Below are 16,136 nucleotides of genomic sequence, written 5' to 3' on the forward strand. Positions count from 1 at the left end.
CTCCGGCGAGACCGTCCTCGCCCTGCACGCCCACCCCGACGACGAGGCCATCTTCACCGGGATCACGCTGCGCCGCCTCGCCGACGCCGGCGCCCGCGTCGTCCTGGTGATGGCCACCGGCGGTGAGCTGGGCGGTTCCCGCCTGCCGCTCTCCGACGGCGAGACCGTCGCCGCCCGCCGTCGCCGCGAGCTCGAGCACGCCGCCGAGCTGCTCGGCGTCGCCCGCCTGGTCCTGCTCGGGCACCGCGACTCCGGCCTGCCCGGTGGCCCCGGCGAGTCGCACGCCGGCGCGCTGGCCGGGGCCGACCCGCTCGCGTTGGGACGCCGCGTCGCCGAGCTCGCCGACGCCGAGGGCGCCGCGACCCTGGTCTACGACGACGACGCCGGCATCTACGGCCACCCCGACCACCGCGTCGCGCACGCGGTCGGGGCCACCGCGGCCTCGCTGTCCGGTGCCGCCGGCTACCGGATGACCGTCGACCGGGAACACCTGCACCTCAGTGCCCGCGACCGGCACCTGGTGCACGGCGCGGCCCGCGCCGCCGACGTCGCGTTCGGGCGGGTCACCGCCGAGATCGCGACGGCCGTCGCCGGATCCGCGCGCGACCTCGCCGCCAAACGGGCGGCGATGCTCGCGCATGCCAGCCAGATCGCCCCGGACGCGGTGCCGGACGAGACGTTCGCCGCGACCTACGGCTACGAGTGGTTCCTGCGCGACGACGCCCGCGCCGGGGCGGGAGGACACGGGCTGCTCGACGGCCTGGGCAACGCGCACCTGCTCGCCGGCGCGCCGAGTCCGCGATGACGCCCTGACCCGAGGACGTAGTCTCATCGCGTGTCCGCGACGTTGACGAGCCCGCCCGCACCGGCGTCGCCGACCCCGTCCCGAACCTCGCTGTGGGGGCTGCGGATCGGCGCCTGGCTGCTCGCCGCCGGGGCCGGTGTCCTGCTCTACGCGAGCTTCCCCCCGCGGACCCTGTGGTGGCTGGCGCTGCCGGCGTTCGCGCTGTTCGGGGTGCTCCTGCGCGGGGCCGGGCCACGGCGCGGGTTCGAGCTCGGGATGCTGTTCGGGATCGGCTTTCTGCTGCCGCTGCTGAGCTGGACCGGGTACTTCGTCGGGTCGCTGCCGTGGGTGGCCCTCGTCGTGTTCGAGTCGCTGTTCCTGGGCCTGGCCGGGGCCGGGATGGCGCTGGTGTCGCGCTTGCGCGCCGGGTGGTCCTCGGCACTGTGGCCGGTGTGGGCCGCCGCGGTGTGGGTCGCCGCCGAGGCGATACGCGGGCGGATCCCGTTCGGCGGGCTGCCCTGGGGCCGGGTCGGGTTCGGCCAGCCGGACGCCCCGACGCTGCCGCTGGCCGCGCTCGGCGGGGTCCCGCTGCTCTCGTTCGTCACGGTCCTGGCCGGGCTCGCGCTGGGCGAGGTGCTGCGGATCGCGGTGCGCGGGCTGCGGACCACATCGGAGCGCCCCGCCGACGGCCTCGCGACGAGGTCGACGCGGTGGGCCGCCGTCCCGGCGGTGCTTGTCGCACTCGTCCTGGTCGCCGGGCCGCTGGCGGCGCTCGTGCCGCCGCAGGCCGGTCCGCCGGAGCGGACGGTCACCGTCGCCGCGATCCAGGGCAACGTGCCGCGCCTGGGCCTGGAGTTCAACGCCCAGCGCCGGGCCGTGCTGGACAACCACGTCCGCCAGACCGAGCGGCTCGCCGCCGACGTCGCCGCGGGGCGCCAACCCCGCCCCGACATCGTGATCTGGCCGGAGAACTCCTCCGACATCGACCCGCTGCGCAACGCCGACGCCGCCGTCCGGATCGACGCGGCCGCCGCGGCGATCCGCGCGCCCATCCTGGTCGGCGCGGTGCTCGTCAACGGCGACCGCACCACCAGCAACGCGGCGCTGATCTGGGAGGCCGGGCAGGGCGTCGTCGCGCGCACCGACAAGCGGCGGATCCAGCCCTTCGGCGAGTACATGCCGTGGCGCTCGTTCTTCCGCCTGTTCTCCTCCTACGTCGACCGCGCCGGGAACTTCGTGCCCGGCCCCGGGTCCGGGGTGGCCCCGATGGCCGGGATCGCGGTCGGTGTCGCGATCTGCTGGGAGGTCGCGTTCGACGACCTGGTCGCCGACAGCGTCGACGCCGGCGCCCAGATCCTCGCCGTGCCCAGCAACAACGCCACGTTCGGCCTGACCGAGATGACCTTCCAGCAGCTGGCGATGTCGCGGGTGCGGGCGGTCGAGCACGACCGCCCGGTCGTCGTCGCGACCACCAGCGGGGTCAGCGCGATGATCCGCCCGGACGGCACGGTCACGGCCTCGACCGGCCAGTTCGTACCGGGTGTCCTGGTCGACCGGGTCCCGCTGAAGGGCACCTCCACGCTGGCCGGGCGCCTGCGGTCGGTCCCGGAGTGGACGCTCACGGCCCTCGGTGTGCTGGCGGTCGCGTTCGCCGTCGGGACGTCGCGGCGGCGGTCCGCGCGCCCGGGCGTAGGGTCGTCGGATGCCGTTGGGCCGAACGCGGACGGCACGGCGGGACGGGGCGGGCAGGGTGACGTTCCGCAGGGTCGCGTTGCGCAGGGTGGCGTTCCGCAGGGTGGAGAGGACGAGCATGGCTGAGCCCCCGGGTCCGGTCCTGGTGGTGATCCCGACCTACGAGGAGCGGGAGAACCTCGGCCCGGCTCTCGCGCGCCTGCACGCGGCCGTGCCCGAGGCCGACGTACTGGTCGTCGACGACGCGAGCCCGGACGGCACCGGTGAGCTGGCCGACGAGTTCGCCGCCGCAGACGAGCGGGTCCGGGTCCTGCACCGCACCGGCAAGTCCGGTCTCGGTGCCGCCTACCTGGCCGGCTTCGCGCACGCCCTGCGCGGCGAGCACCAGGTCGTCGTGGAGATGGACGCCGACGGCTCGCACGCCCCGGAGGACCTGCCCGCGCTGCTGCACGCCCTCGACGACGCCGACCTCGTCCTCGGCTCGCGGTACGTGCCCGGCGGGCGCGTGGTGAACTGGCCGTGGCACCGCCAGATGCTCTCCCGCGGCGGCAACCTCTACTCCCGGCTCGCGCTCGGCGTCCCGATCAGCGACATCACCGGCGGCTACCGCGTATACCGCCGCGAGGTGCTCGAGGAGCTGCGCCTCGAGACCGTCGCCTCGCAGGGGTACTGCTTCCAGGTCGACATGGCCTGGCGCGCGGTGCAGTCCGGGTTCCGGGTGCGCGAGGTGCCGATCACGTTCACCGAACGCGAGCGCGGGACGTCGAAGATGAACTCGACGATCGTGGGCGAGGCGCTCTGGCGGGTCACCTGCTGGGGCATGTCGCACCGCTTCGGCAGCGGGGCCTGCCCGCCGGACCCGATCGATCCCGTCGACCCGATCCCGGAGGGCCCCGTCCGCGCCTGACGGGTCAGATCGCGGCCAGCTCGCCGACCAGGTCGTCGAGGCCGAGCGAGCCCTGCGAGAGCGCGGTCATGTGCCAGGTCTTGAGGTCGAACTCCTCGCCGCGCCCGGTGTGCGCCCGACGGGCCGCCTCCCGCCCCGCCAGCCAGGCCCGCTCACCGAGCTTGTAGCCGATCGCCTGCCCGGGGCCGCCCAGGTAGCGCAGCAGCTCGCTGTCGACGAGCTCGTCGCTGCCTCCGACGTGGGCCCGGAAGAACTCCCGGCCCAGCTCCGGGGTCCAGCGCAGGCCCGCCCCGACCGGGGAGTCGTCCGGGATCGGCAGCGACAGGTGCATCCCGATGTCGATCACGACCCGGACCGCGCGCAGCATCTGGCCGTTGAGGTAGCCCATCCGCGAGCCGGAGTCGGTGTGGTAGCCGAGCTCGTCCATCAGCAGCTCCGCGTAGAGCGCCCAGCCCTCCAGGTTCGCGCTGACCGACCCGACGTTGGCCTGGTAGGACGACAGGTCCGCCGCCCGGTACGCCCACTGCGCCATCTGCAGGTGGTGGCCCGGGACGCCCTCGTGGTACCAGGTGCTGATCAGGTCCCACATCGGGTAGCGGTCGTCGGCGGTCACCGGCAGCCAGGTCCGGCCCGGGCGGGAGAAGTCCAGCGTCGGCGGCGTGTAGTACGGCGCGGCGGCGCTGCCGGCCGGGGCCAGGCGCGCCTCGACGGTGCGGAGCGGCTCGGCCAGGTCGAAGTGCGTGCGGCCCAGGTCGGCGATCGTGTCGTCCATCATGGTCTGCAGCCGGGCCCGCGCCGCCTCGCCGCCGGTGACGACGTCGCCGTGCAGGTCCAGGTGGGCCATCACCTCGGCGGCGCCGGCGCCCGGCTTGATCCGTCCGGCCTCGACCGTCATCTCCTCGCGCAGCCGGCGGAACTCCGACCAGCCCCAGGCGTACACCTCGTCGACGTCGATGTCGGCGCCGTTCCAGTAGCGCGTGGCGAGCCGGTAGCGCTCGGCCCCGACCCCGTCCGGGGTGCCCTCGGTGCGCGGCAGGTACTCGGTGCGCAGCCACTGCGCCAGCTCGGCGAGCGCCTCGGTGGCCCGCGGCGCGGCGGAGTCGAGGTCGGCGCGGACGGCGTCGCCGACGGAGGCGGAGTCGGCGGTGTCGGCGAACCCGGAGAACCAGCCGCGCCCTCCGGCGTCGCCGACCCAGGCGTCGATCTGCTCGGCGACCCGCCGGACCTGCCGCGGTGCGGCGTGCAGGCCGCGCCGGTCGCCCTCGGCGAGGCTGTCCCGGTACTCGCGCATCGCCTGCGGCACCCGGCTCATCCGGCCGGCCACGTTCGCCCAGTCCTGCTCGGTCGCCACCGGCATCAGGGTGAACGCCAGGCGGATGCCCTGGACCGGGCCGAACAGCTCCTGGACCGCGCGCAGGTGCTCGCCGGAGGCCGACACGTCCAGGTTGGCGTGCAGCCGCTCGGAGAGCAGCCGCGCGCAGCGACGCTCATCGGGGTCCTCGGGGGCGGTGCCGCCGGTGAGCGTGCTCAGCCGGTCGAGGGTGTCGCGGTCCAGGGCGTCGAGGGCGTCCTGACCGGTGGGGGAGAGATCGGGGAGCCGGTCCTGCCCGTCGGTGTGGCCCAGCTCGCCGGCGAGGACCGGGTCCAGGGCGGCCAGCCGGTCGACGTGGTCGTCGGCGAGATCGCGGACGGCGCGGGCGGGGTTCGGGGTGTGGGACGCCATGGCGCCATCATGCACACCCGCGCTGCCCCCACGCGACGGAGCCGGGCCCCCTTGTCCAGGTGGCCCGGCTCCGTGGTGTCCGTCGTCGCGGACGTGGTGGTGCGGTGCGTCAGGCGATCTCGGCGCGGCGCTCACGCAGCAGCTCGAGACGCTCGTTGAGCAGCTCCTCCAGCTCCGCGATGGAGCGGCGCTCGAGCAGCATGTCCCAGTGCGTGCGCGGAGGCTTGGCCTTCTTGGCCTCCGGCTCGTTGCCGTCGGCGCGCTTGCCGACGCCACCCTGCGGGGACTCCCAGGTGGCCGGCGGCTCCGCGTCGTTGGCGAACGGGACCTCGAACTCGAAACCCGCCTCGGACACATAGCGCACCATCTGCCGCGGCGCGAGGTCGTGGTTACGGTCGGTCTCGTAGCTGACAGCCCCGAGCCGGCTTCCACGCAGTACGCGGTCGGCCATGTGTCACCCTCCTGTGCGGTGTACGAGGGCGGACCCTCGACGGTTACTTCGCCGCCACCAGGTGTAACGTTTGTGCCGTTACTGTCATTCCTGGTGACCGACCCGGGGTGCTCCCACCGTGACTACCCGGTGGTAACTGTCCCTGGCCCGACGAGCCAGTGTTCCCTATCCGGGCCTATCGCACACGCTGATGTGACGTGTCAGCCATCTGTGACTTAGCTCACGTCGCGTTGGCGCAGTGTTCACGGCGTGTTCCCGGTCGGATCGCGGGTGCGTTCGGGGTCACGGTCCGCGGCCCGGTCAGGCGGTCGGCACCGCTTCTGCGGACCGGACCGGAGCCTTCACCGGCAGCACCGCGACCAGGCCGGCGGCGAGCACCAGCACGATTCCGACGGTGCCCGCCCGGTCGGAGGAGAACAGGTAGGTGAACAGCCCGATCAGGGCGGGGGCCAGGAACGACACCGCCCGCCCGGTCGTCGCGTAGAGCCCGAACAGCTGGCCCTCCTGCCCGGGCGGGCACAGCCGGTTCATGTACGACCGCGACGACGCCTGCGCCGGGCCGACGAACAGGCCCAGCACCAGCCCGAACACCCAGAACGCGTTCGGGCCGGAGACGAACAGCAGGATGATCCCGACGATGACGAGGCCGGCGAGCGAGCCGACGACGACCGCCTTGGGCCCCACCCGGTCGTCGAGCCACCCGCCGGCCAGCGCCCCGAGCGCGGACACCACGTTGATCACCACGCCGAAGATCAGGACGGTGCCGGGGTCCATCCCGTAGACGGTCACCGCGATCACCCCGCCGAACGCGAACACCGCGTTGAGCCCGTCCCGGTAGAGCGCGCTGGCGCCCAGGAAGTACACGGTGTGCGGTTCGCGCCGGTAGAGGTCGCGCAGGTCGGTGAGCAGCTTGCGGTAGGAGCCGAGCACCCCGAGCCGCGCCCGGGCGGCCGCCGGCGGGGTCTCCGGCAGCGAGAAGAACATCGGGATCGCGAACACGGCGAACCAGACGGCGGCCACGAGCGCCACCACCCGGATGTTGATCCCGTCCCCGGTGCCCAGGCCGAGCGCGCCGCCGTCGCCGGCGATCAGCCCGACGTAGACGAGAAGCAGCAGCACGATCCCGCCGAAGTAGCCCATCGACCAGCCGAACCCGGACACGCGCCCGACGTTGGCCGGTGTCGAGACCTGGGAGAGCAGGGCGAAGTAGGACACCTGGGCCAGCTCGAAGAAGATCGAGGCCAGGCCGAGCAGGGCCAGGCCGAGCCACAGGTACTGGTAGTCGTCGCGGACGAAGAACATCAGCGCCACGGTCACCACCACGGCCGCGGTCCACAGCCCGGTCGAGCGCAGCCGCCGCCCGGCCCGGTCCGCGCTCTGGCCGATCACCGGCGCCATCAGCGCGATCAGCAGGCCGGCCGCGGCGGTGGACCAGCTCAGCCAGCTGTTCACGCTGATCGTGCCGGGCAGGTCGTCGCCCACCGAGCCGGTCAGGTAGACCGAGAACACGAACGTCAGGATGATCGTGGTGAACGCCGAGGAGCCCCAGTCCCACAGGCCCCAGGTCAGTACCTGGCCGCGGCGCGGTGCGGGCTGCGAGGCCGGAGGGGCGGTGGCGGGGCTGGTCACGGCGCGAGCCTAGCGGCCGGCCGGCCGGGGCGAAGATCGTCGAACTACGTAGACGTCCGGTGACCGCAGCGCCGTTTCGTACCGACGAGACCGCCGGGTCGGCGGGTACGCATCAGGCTCCCTCGAGCTCGGCCAGGATCTCCACGGTGTGCTCGCCCAGGTCCGGCGGCCGGCGCAGGCCGCGCTCCGGGGGCAGGAACGGCAGGCGCATCAGCTGCAGGCCGTCGTCGGCGCCGTCGGCCTCGACCAGCACCCGGCGCTCCCGTGCGGCCGGGCTGTCCAGCGCGACGTCGAGCGGGTTCACCGCCGACACCGGGACCTCGGCCTCGACCAACCGGCGCTCGGCCTCGGCGCGCGACATCGGCAGGGTCCGGGCCTCGAGCAGGTCGTGCAGCTCGTCGCGGTGCGCGACCCGATCGGCCAGGGTGGCGAAGCGCGGGTCGGCGACGGTCTCCGGGGCCCCGAGCGCGGTGCACAGCCGGGCGAACAGGCCCTGGTTCCCGGCCGCGATCATGATCTCGCCGTCGCGGGTGGCCAGGGTCTCGTAGGGCGCCGCCATCGGGGTGACCGCGCCGGTCCTGGCCGGGGGACGGCCGGTGGCCAGCATCGTCATCGCCTGGTGGCTCATCAGCGCGAACCCGGCGTCGACCAGGGCCAGCTCCACCAGCTCGCCCTCGCCGGTGCGCTCGCGGCGGGCGAGCGCGGCCTGGATCGCGGTGGCCGCCCACATCCCGGTGGTGATGTCCACGATCGACGACGGGACCCGCGCCGACGGCCCGTCCGGGTGCCCGTTGGCGTCCATGATCCCGCAGAACGCCTGCAGCACCGGGTCGTAGCCGGGCAGGTCGTGCCCGATCGGGCCGGTGCCCCACGCCGAGATCGAGCAGTAGACCAGCCGCGGGTTGCGCGCGTGCAGCGCCTCCCAGGACAGGCCCAGCTTGTCGATCTTCCCTGGACGGAAGCTCTGCACCACGACGTCGGCGGTGTCGGACAGCCGCAGCGCCGTCTCCCGGCCCTCGTCCGTGGCCAGGTCGATCGCGATCGAGCGCTTGTTGTGGTTGAACGCGCTGAACACCGTGGACATCCCGTTCCGGAACGGCGGCAGCAGCCTGCCGTCCTCGCCGGTCGTCCGCTCGACCTTGATCACGTCGGCGCCCAGGTCGGCCAGGATCATCGTCGCCATCGGCCCGGCGATGACGGCGGAGAAGTCCAGCACCCGCAGCCCGGCGTAGGTCTGCGCCTCGTTCACGTGGCGCCCGCGCGGCCGGACGCCACGTCGGCGACCAGCCCGGACCGGACGGCGCAGAACGCGTACACCGGCCCGCCGAGCAGGGCGTAGACCGGCCAGGCGACGAGGGTCAGGATCCCGGTGCTCAGCGGCATCCCGGCGAACGCGGGGGTCTCGTCGCCGATCGCGCCGAGCGCCACGGCCCACAACGCGATCGAGACCGTGTGGAAGACACAGACCAGGAACAGTGTCGCGCGGTCGGGCCACCGGTTGTCCGGCCCGAGGACCGCGAGCAGCGTGAGGGTCAGTGCCAGCAGCGATATCGGCGCGATGACCAGGGCCGCGTGTCCGGTCAGCATCCCGACCAGGGCGATCACCAGCAGCAGCGCGAACACGGCCACGAACCGGTCCACCCGGGCCTGCCCGGTAGCAGAGGAGTACATCCGTGCGTCCCTTCGCTCAGGCCAGCGGCTGCGAGGTCGATGCCACCCGGTCGGGCCCGGGTGGAGCGGCTGCCGGGTAGAGGCCGTCGAACCGTTCCCGGTCGGCGGCCGACCGGGTGCACGCCGACACGCCGATGTAGACCAGGATCCCGGCGCAGACCACGACGCCGCCGGAGAAGAACGTCGGGGGAGGCGTCCACCCCGCGCTGGTGAGCAGTGTCAGCACGATGTTGAGCCCCAGCCCGACCACGACCGAGACGGTGGTGGCGACACCCGTGCCGCGTCGCCAGTAGATGCCCAGCACGACCGGGCCGAAGATCGCCGCGGCGAACGCGGCCCAGCCGATCGCGCCGAGCAGGTAGATGATCTGGTCCAGGTAGAGCCCGACGTAGAGCGCGGCCGCGACGACGGCCAGGCTGGCCACGCGGTTCCAGGCGAGCTCGTGGCGGATCCGCAGGCCGAGCGAGGACATCAGGTCCCGGGTCAGCGCCGAGGCGCCGATCGTGATGAAGCTGCTCGCGCTGGACATGATCGCCGCGAGCAGCGCGGTGAGCGCGAGGCCGGCCACCAGCGGACTGGTGAAGGTGTCCAGGAAGCTGGTCGCGGTGTCGTCGACGACGCCGGGTTCGGCCATCCGCCCGTCGGCGATCGCCGCCCGGGTGCCGAGCCCGACGCCGAGGGAGAACAGCGTGGTCGTCGCGTAGCCGATCGCCGCCACCGTCGCGCCCCACTTCAGCTCGCGCGAGGAGCGGAGCATGAGGAACTTGTGGATCAGCTGCGGCTGGGCCACCACCCCGAGCAGGATCATGATCGCGTTCGCGCCGATCCAGGCGGCCGGCTTGACCCCGTCGAGGGCCAGCAGGTCGGGGTCCGATGCGGTGATCGTGGCCATCGTCGAGCCCCACCCGCCGCCCACACCGAGTGCGACGACGAAGACCACGACCGACATCGCGATCATCAGGATGCCCTGCACGAGGTCGGTCCAGACCGCGGCGAGCATGCCCCCCGCGATCGTGTACGCGGCCACCACCAGGGCACCCAGCAGTGTCGCGGTGCCGAGCGAGATCCCGAGCAGCAGGCTCATGATGACCCCGGACGCGACGACCTGGGCGGTCATGTAGCCGATCGCGCCGATGATCATCGCCACCGACATCGAGAAGTGTGCGGAGCGGGAGCTGTACCGGACCCGGACGATGTCCGGGATGCTGTAGACCTCGTGGCGCTGCGCGATCGCGCGCAGGCGCCCGCCCAGCAGGAACCACGCCAGGGTGAAGCCCAGCGGCGGGAGCAGGGCGGCCGCGACGAACGCGCCGATGCCCCAGCTCGAGGTCGTCCCGGTGGCGCCGACCATGCCCCAGCCGCTCTGGATGGACGAGAACGAGGCCATCGCCATCACGAAGAACCCGAGGGACTGGCCCGCGACCAGGAACTCCTTCGCCGAGGCCATCCGCCGGTTGGCCCACACCCCGATGCCGAGCATCACGGCGAGGTAGGCGATCGAGATCCCGAGAATGATCGTCTGCTCGTCCATCGGACCTCCCGTGGGTGAGCGGACCCGGCCCGGGCGCGTGGCCGCGGGGCGGGCCCGTCCGGTCGCCCTTGACCGGTGCCGTGACGGTAGCCGCCGTACCTGCGCGCCGGGTGCGGAGTTTGGGCATGCAGCCATGCGGTGCGGACATACCCCGCGGAGGCGCGGCTCTCAGCCCGGCCCGGCGTCGCGGTAGGCCTCGCGCAGCAACGCGGCGAACTCCGCGGCGGCCGGGGTCGGCGGGCGGTCGGCGCGGAGCAGCGTGATCTCCCGGCGCAGCACCGGGTCCCGCAGCGGCATGCTGACGAAGCCGTCCGCGGGGCCGAGGCAGGCGATCGTGGACGCCGGCAGCGGCGCCACGCCGAGCCCGGCGGTCACCAGGCCGCCGATGGTGACCAGCTGCCCGGCCTCGAACACCGTCGCCGCATCGAGACCGGCCGCGCGCAACCCGGCGTCGACCAGCGGCCGGACGCTGGTGCCGGCGCGGGTCGTGATCACTGTTTCGGCGGCCAGCTCGGCCCACGCCACACCGCCGCGCCCGGCCCACCGGTGCTCGCGCGGCACGACCAGGTGGACCGGTTCGTCGAACAGCGGCTCGACCCGCAGCGGGCCCGGCGCTGCGGGCCGGTTGGCGATACCCAGATCGGCCTCGCCGGAGGCGACCTGGGCCACGATCGCGCCCGCCGGCGCGTCGCCGATCGTGAACGACACCTCCGGTCGGCGCTCCCGGTACCGCCGGATCGTGGGGCCCAGGCGGTAGCCGACGAGCGAGGGCAGCGTGGCCACGTGCACCGACCCGGCCTCGCCCGCGGTGAAGCGACGGAACGTCTCCAGCCCGGCGGCGCGCGCGTCCAGGATGCTCTGCGCCGACCGGCGGAACGCCTCCCCGGCCGGGGTCAGGGTCACCCCCCGGGCGTCGCGCACCGCGAGCTCGACGCCGAAGCGGCGTTCCAGTGCCGCCATCGACCGGCTCAGCGACGACTGCGCGACGTGCAGTGCGGCGGCCGCCGCGCTGAAGCTCCCCTCCCGCGCCACCGCGTGGAAGTACTCCAGGTGGGTCAGCGTGACGTCCGGGGCCGGCAGCCGGTCGTCCCAGCGCCCGGCGGCGTCCGGGGCCGTCCTGGTCATCGTCGGGCCGGCTCGATCACGGGCTTGATCTGCTCCATGGCGCGCATCGAGTTCATGGCCTCCTCCAGCCCGTCCAGGCCGTAGCGGCGACCCAACATCCGGTTCCAGTCGAACCGGTCCCGGAAGCGCTCCAGGATCTCGAGGGCGACGTGGTAGTCGGCGATGTCGCCGCTCATCGAGCCGAGAATGCGCAGGCCGCGGGTCGCGATCCTGGCCGCGTCGACGGCCTGGCGCTCGCCGCCGAGGGTGCCCATCACGACGTAGCGCCCGCCCCGTCCCATCAGGTCGATGCCCTCGGCGACCGCACCGGGCGCCCCGGCGAGCTCGAAGCCGACCGTCGGGCCGCCGCCGGGAGCTGCGCGATGATCTCGGCGCGCTCGGCCGCGTCCGGGTGCTCCTCGACCGGGACGGTGTCGGTGGCGCCCCACCCCGCGGCGACCGCGAGCCGGTCCGCCGGGCCCCCGACGACGATCAGCTTCCGTGGGTTGTGCAGCGACAGCAGCGCCGTCGCGAACAGTCCGAGCGGCCCCGCGCCCTGCACGACGACGGTGTCGGTGTGGTCGATCGGCCCGGCCACCTCGAGCGCCCTGACGACCGTGCGCAGGGCGCAGCTGCCGGCCGATGCCCAGGCGCTGTCGACGGCGTCCGGGACGAGGAGCCGCCCGGCCCGGGGAATCACGTAGCCGATCTCGGCGAAGGAGCCGGTGAAGTGCGGCGGAACGCTGCAGTCGTTGAGGTAGCCGATGTAGCGGGCGGCGCACTGCGTCGGTTCGCGCTCGACGGTGCACTGGTGGCAGCGCCCGCACGGGGTGTGCGCCCAGACGACCCGGTCGCCTATCCGCACCGGCCGCCCCAGGCTGTCGAGGTCCGCGCCGGACCCGACGGCGGTCACCCGGCCGGCCATCTCGTGGCCGAGGATGAGCGGGGGCGTGATCGGCAACCGGCCGGCGAGGTGGCCGAGCCAGACGTGCACGTCCGAGCCGCAGACCGTCGCCGCCTCGATGTCGACGACCAGCGCGCCGGGCTCGGGCACGGGTCGCGGGAAATCCTCGACGACGAACGGCGCCGAGTACTCGGCCAGGACGGCCGCCCGTCCGCTGGTGTCGGTACTCATGTGAACGTCCGCCCTCTCGTCGTCGACAGGTCGTGCTCACCGTGTCCGGTGGCGGTGCCGCGCCGCAACCTGTCGCCGTGATCGCGTCCGGGCGGCCGGTCGGTCATCCTGGAGGCGGGCCGGTGCGCGACCGCCGCACCGGACGAGGAGGTCTTCGGTGCCCGAGCAGGTCCCGCGCCGCCCGATCGACACCGCGCGGCTGCGTACCGCCGTGGAGTCGGCGAACCTGCCGACGCTGGCGATGGTGACCTTCCACCTGACCGGTGACCAGCGGTGGCTGACCGACCCGTTCCGGCCGTCCCGCTCGCCCGGGCTCGGGCCGCACGACTCCGGTGGCTTCGACGACGACACGGCCGCCGCGCTGAGGGCCGCCGCCGTCGAGGCGGTCACCGCCTGGTCCGGCGGTGCCGCTGCCGCGGTGCCGGATCCGGAACCGGAGCTGTTGCGCCGCATGCTGGGCACCGCCGTCGCCGAGGAGGTCCCGGACGAGTACGAGCGCCTGATGCGCGAGGACATGGGCTTCGCACCGGAGGCCGAACCGTCGCCGGTCCCGGCCGCGGAGGTCGCCGGCCGGGACCTGCGCGTGATCATCATCGGGGCCGGGGTGTCCGGGCTGATCGCCGCCGTCCGGCTGCAGCGCGCCGGGGTGCCGTTCGTGATCCTGGAACGCCGCCGCGACGTCGGCGGGGTCTGGCTGACCAACGACTACCCGGGTGCCGGCGTCGACACCCCCAGCTACCTGTACTCGTTCTCGTTCTTTCCCCGCGACTGGTCCACCCACTTCGGCAAGCGCGACGAGATGGTCGGCTACATCGCCGACATGGCCGAGCACTTCGACCTGCGCCGCCACGCCGAGTTCGGGGTCGAGGTCGAGTCCGCGGACTGGGACGGGGACGCCCGGCGCTGGACCGTCCGCGCCGGGGGCCGGACCTGGACCGGGACGGCGGTGATCAGTGCCGTCGGACTGTTCAACCGCACGGTCGTCCCGGACCTGCCCGGGCTCTCCGACTTCGCCGGGCCGGCGTTCCACACCACCGAGTGGCGCCACGACCTCGACCTGTCCGGGCGGCGGGTCGCCGTCGTCGGGACCGGGGCGAGCGCGATGCAGGTGGTGCCCGCGATCGTCGGGCGCCCGTCGCACCTGACGGTGTTCCAGCGCTCCCCGCAGTGGATCGCGCCGAACGCGGAGTACTTCGCGCCGGTCGGCGACGACGTGCACTGGCTGATGCACCACGTGCCCTACTACCACCCCTGGTACCGGTTCCGGCTGGCCTGGGTGTTCAACGACCGCGTGCACCCGAGCCTGCGCACCGACCCGGGGTGGGAGCACCCGGAGCGCTCGCTCAATGCCGTCAACGACGGGCACCGCCGCTACTTCACCCGTTACCTGGAGAGCGAGCTCGCCGGCCGCCCGGACCTGGTCGAGAAGTGCACACCGACCTACCCGCCGTTCGGCAAGCGGATGCTGCTCGACAACGGCTGGTTCGCCGCGCTGCGCCGCGACGACGTCGAGCTCGTCACCGACGCCGTCGCGCGGGTCACGCCGACCGGGGTCGTGACGGAGACGGGGGAGCAGCACGACGCCGACGTCCTGGTGCTGGGCACCGGGTTCGACGCGCAGAACTTCCTGCCCGGCGTCGAGGTCCGCGGCCGCGACGGGCGCGAGCTGCACGAGGTGTGGGGTGCTGACGACGCCACCGCGCACCTCGGGATCACCGTGCCCGGCTTCCCGAACCTGTTCCTGATGTACGGCCCGAACACCAACGCGGGGGCCGGCGGCAGCTTCATCTTCGTGGCCGAGGCGCAGGCCCGCTACATCGTCGACCTCGTCGCCCGGATGGGCCGGGAACGGATCGGCGCGGTCGAGGTCCGCCCGGAGTGCCACGACCGGTGGGTCGCCGACGTCGACGCCGCGCACGAGCAGATGGTCTGGACCCATCCCGGGATGACGACCTACTACCGCAACCCGGCCGGCCGGGTCGTCGCGAACTCGCCGTACCGGGTCGTCGACTACTGGGCGATGACCCGCGACGCCGACCCCGCGGAGTACCGCCTCGACCCGCTGCCCTGACGTTCTGTGCTGGGGTCCGGCGGGGTCAGCGGCCGGGTGGGGCGAGGCGGTAGACGGCGCCGGCGTCGTCGTCGGTCACGTAGACCGCGCCGTCGGGGCCCGCGACCGCGGCGACCGGGCGTCCCCAGCGCGACCCGTCGGTGTCCTGGAAGCCGCCGACCAGCGTCTGCTGAGGGCCCAGCGCGCCGTTCTCGTACGGGAAGAACGACACCTCCGGGGCCCGCGGCGGGCTCGCGTTCCAGGAGCCGTGCACCCCGGCCAGCGCGCCCTGCGCGTACGGGCCCGGCAGGGCGCCGTCGACGAACGACAGGCCCAGCGGGGCGGAGTGCGCGCCGAAGGTCTGCTCGACCCGCGGCAGCGTCGCGCAGTCCAGCTTCGACCCGTCCGGGTTCATCTCCGCGTCGCGCACGAAGCCCACGTCCGAGCCCTTCACCGGGCTGCCGGCGACACCGGGGTCGGCGTCGCGCTCGATGTTGCAGTACGGCCAGCCCAGGTTGCGGCCCTGCGTCAGCTTCGCCAGCTGCTCGCCCGGGTGGTTCGTGACGTAGTCCTTGATCACCTGGCCGTAGGCGGACCCGGTCCCGTCCCCGTACGGTTTGTCGTAGGGGTAGGGCACGTTGTCCCGTCCGTTGACCGCGGTCCACACCGCGCCGTCCGGGGCCACGGCCAGGCCGGTGCCGTTGCGGACGCCGGTCGCGAACGGCGCGGGCGCCCCGCCGCCCGGCGGGATCCGCAGGATCGACGCCCGCGGCGGGTTCGCCGTCAGATCCTCGGCGGAGATGTTGCCGGTGGACCCGACCGAGACGTACACCGCGCCGTCCGGGCCGACGGCGACGCTCTTCAACGCGTGCGCGTAGGCGCCCTTGAGGTCGGCACTCTTGGAGTCCGGCAGGTTCGCGGCCACGACCCGCCGGTTCGACACCTGCCCACCGGCGTAGTCGTAGGCGGCGACCTGGTTGCTCTCGGCGACGTAGAGCGTCGACCCGGCGAACGCCATGCCGTGCGGCTGCTCGAGGCCCTCGAGGAGGGGAGCCGTCGTGGAGCCGCCGCGGCCGTCCGGGGTGAGCCGGTCGACCCGGCCCTCCTCGGGCACCGACACCAGCAGCTGCCGGTCCGGGGTCCACACCGGCAGGCGCGCCTCGGGCACCCGGGCGAACACCGACATCGTCCAGCCCTGCGGCACCAGCGCCTGGCGCGGCGAGTCGAGGGGCGAGGCATCCATCCCGGCCGGGACGGTCAGGGTGGTCGGGACCAGGCCGGCCGCGGCCGCGGCGACCGGGGCCTGGGCGCCGGACAGGGCAACGTCGACCGGGGTCGGGCCGGAGCACGCGGTCAGCAACGCGGTGGCGGTGAGCGCGGCGGCGGCGAGCCGGAGCGGGCGGGTCGAGCGCATGGACACCCTTCGTCGAAGAAGATCTACCCGCGATTCTGCCCGAAC

General features: G+C 73.8%; 13 protein-coding genes and 1 pseudogene. 4 read left to right on the top strand and 10 right to left on the bottom strand.

Features of this window, described 5'->3' with window-relative positions; all coding sequences use genetic code 11:
• The 3 genes from I4I78_RS01485 to I4I78_RS01495 all read left to right on the top strand — a co-directional run.
• On the top strand, positions 1-805 hold an 805-nt coding region (locus tag I4I78_RS01485), incomplete at its 5' end, for a PIG-L deacetylase family protein (protein ID WP_218609324.1).
• 30 nt (positions 806-835) lie between these two features.
• Positions 836-2,602 carry an apolipoprotein N-acyltransferase gene (lnt, locus tag I4I78_RS01490; protein WP_218609325.1) on the top strand — a complete coding sequence of 589 codons (1,767 nt, stop codon included), beginning with the start codon at positions 836-838 and terminating at the stop codon, positions 2,600-2,602.
• Complete coding sequence (locus tag I4I78_RS01495) at positions 2,595-3,383, top strand: polyprenol monophosphomannose synthase (protein WP_218609326.1); 789 nt, start codon at positions 2,595-2,597, stop codon at positions 3,381-3,383. Before lnt ends, I4I78_RS01495 begins: the two co-directional genes overlap by 8 nt.
• 4 nt (positions 3,384-3,387) lie before the next feature.
• Here I4I78_RS01495 and I4I78_RS01500 read toward each other — a convergent pair whose 3' ends face one another.
• The 9 genes and pseudogenes from I4I78_RS01500 to I4I78_RS34110 form a co-directional block, all read right to left on the bottom strand.
• Positions 3,388-5,106, bottom strand: coding sequence for a DUF885 domain-containing protein (locus tag I4I78_RS01500; RefSeq protein WP_218609327.1), 1,719 nt, complete (start codon positions 5,104-5,106; stop codon positions 3,388-3,390).
• Between the two features lie 109 nt (positions 5,107-5,215).
• Positions 5,216-5,557: an RNA polymerase-binding protein RbpA gene (locus I4I78_RS01505; RefSeq protein WP_218609328.1), complete on the bottom strand. Its 342-nt coding sequence runs from the start codon at positions 5,555-5,557 to the stop codon at positions 5,216-5,218.
• A gap of 300 nt (positions 5,558-5,857) precedes the next feature.
• Entirely contained in the window at positions 5,858-7,186 is a 1,329-nt protein-coding gene (locus tag I4I78_RS01510) for an MFS transporter (protein WP_218609329.1), read from the bottom strand.
• A 112-nt stretch (positions 7,187-7,298) separates the two neighbouring features.
• On the bottom strand, positions 7,299-8,435 hold the full coding sequence (locus tag I4I78_RS01515; protein WP_218609330.1) for a CaiB/BaiF CoA-transferase family protein: 1,137 nt from the start codon (positions 8,433-8,435) through the stop codon (positions 7,299-7,301).
• Positions 8,432-8,857, bottom strand: a complete 426-nt coding sequence (locus I4I78_RS01520; protein ID WP_218609331.1) for a hypothetical protein — start codon at positions 8,855-8,857, stop codon at positions 8,432-8,434. The genes I4I78_RS01515 and I4I78_RS01520 overlap by 4 nt, the downstream gene beginning before the upstream one ends.
• Before the next feature lie 16 nt (positions 8,858-8,873).
• Positions 8,874-10,388 carry a sodium:solute symporter gene (locus I4I78_RS01525; RefSeq protein WP_218609332.1) on the bottom strand — a complete coding sequence of 505 codons (1,515 nt, stop codon included), beginning with the start codon at positions 10,386-10,388 and terminating at the stop codon, positions 8,874-8,876.
• 168 nt (positions 10,389-10,556) lie between these two features.
• Positions 10,557-11,513, bottom strand: a complete 957-nt coding sequence (locus I4I78_RS01530) for a LysR family transcriptional regulator (RefSeq protein WP_218609333.1) — start codon at positions 11,511-11,513, stop codon at positions 10,557-10,559.
• The gene (locus I4I78_RS34105; RefSeq protein WP_374225827.1) at positions 11,510-12,319 is read right to left on the bottom strand and encodes a zinc-binding dehydrogenase; all 810 of its coding nucleotides are present in this window, start codon (positions 12,317-12,319) and stop codon (positions 11,510-11,512) included. The genes I4I78_RS01530 and I4I78_RS34105 overlap by 4 nt, the downstream gene beginning before the upstream one ends.
• Positions 12,202-12,627, bottom strand: a pseudogene (locus I4I78_RS34110) (alcohol dehydrogenase catalytic domain-containing protein); the annotation flags it as partial. The gene I4I78_RS34105 and the pseudogene I4I78_RS34110, both read right to left, overlap by 118 nt.
• A 157-nt stretch (positions 12,628-12,784) precedes the next feature.
• On the opposite strand from I4I78_RS34110, the gene I4I78_RS01545 reads away from it, so the two are divergent.
• Entirely contained in the window at positions 12,785-14,698 is a 1,914-nt protein-coding gene (locus I4I78_RS01545) for an NAD(P)/FAD-dependent oxidoreductase (RefSeq protein WP_308251843.1), read from the top strand.
• 25 nt (positions 14,699-14,723) lie between these two features.
• Here I4I78_RS01545 and I4I78_RS01550 read toward each other — a convergent pair whose 3' ends face one another.
• A complete protein-coding gene (locus I4I78_RS01550) occupies positions 14,724-16,091 on the bottom strand; it encodes a sorbosone dehydrogenase family protein (protein ID WP_226378913.1) in 1,368 nt (455 codons plus the stop codon).
• Between the last annotated feature and the right edge of the window lie 45 nt (positions 16,092-16,136).

It is taken from the genome of Pseudonocardia sp. KRD291 (assembly GCF_019263595.1).
GTDB lineage: Bacteria > Actinomycetota > Actinomycetes > Mycobacteriales > Pseudonocardiaceae > Pseudonocardia.

What these genes read in the sequence shown, in the direction of transcription:
- I4I78_RS01495 (WP_218609326.1), top strand. Translation starts at nt 2,595, where the DNA reads ATGGCTGAGCCCCCGGGTCCGGTCCTGGTGGTGATCCCGACCTACGAG.
- I4I78_RS01500 (WP_218609327.1), bottom strand. Translation starts at nt 5,106, where the DNA reads ATGGCGTCCCACACCCCGAACCCCGCCCGCGCCGTCCGCGATCTCGCC.
- I4I78_RS01505 (WP_218609328.1), bottom strand. Translation starts at nt 5,557, where the DNA reads ATGGCCGACCGCGTACTGCGTGGAAGCCGGCTCGGGGCTGTCAGCTAC.
- I4I78_RS01520 (WP_218609331.1), bottom strand. Translation starts at nt 8,857, where the DNA reads ATGTACTCCTCTGCTACCGGGCAGGCCCGGGTGGACCGGTTCGTGGCC.
- I4I78_RS01525 (WP_218609332.1), bottom strand. Translation starts at nt 10,388, where the DNA reads ATGGACGAGCAGACGATCATTCTCGGGATCTCGATCGCCTACCTCGCC.
- I4I78_RS01530 (WP_218609333.1), bottom strand. Translation starts at nt 11,513, where the DNA reads ATGACCAGGACGGCCCCGGACGCCGCCGGGCGCTGGGACGACCGGCTG.
- I4I78_RS01550 (WP_226378913.1), bottom strand. Translation starts at nt 16,091, where the DNA reads ATGCGCTCGACCCGCCCGCTCCGGCTCGCCGCCGCCGCGCTCACCGCC.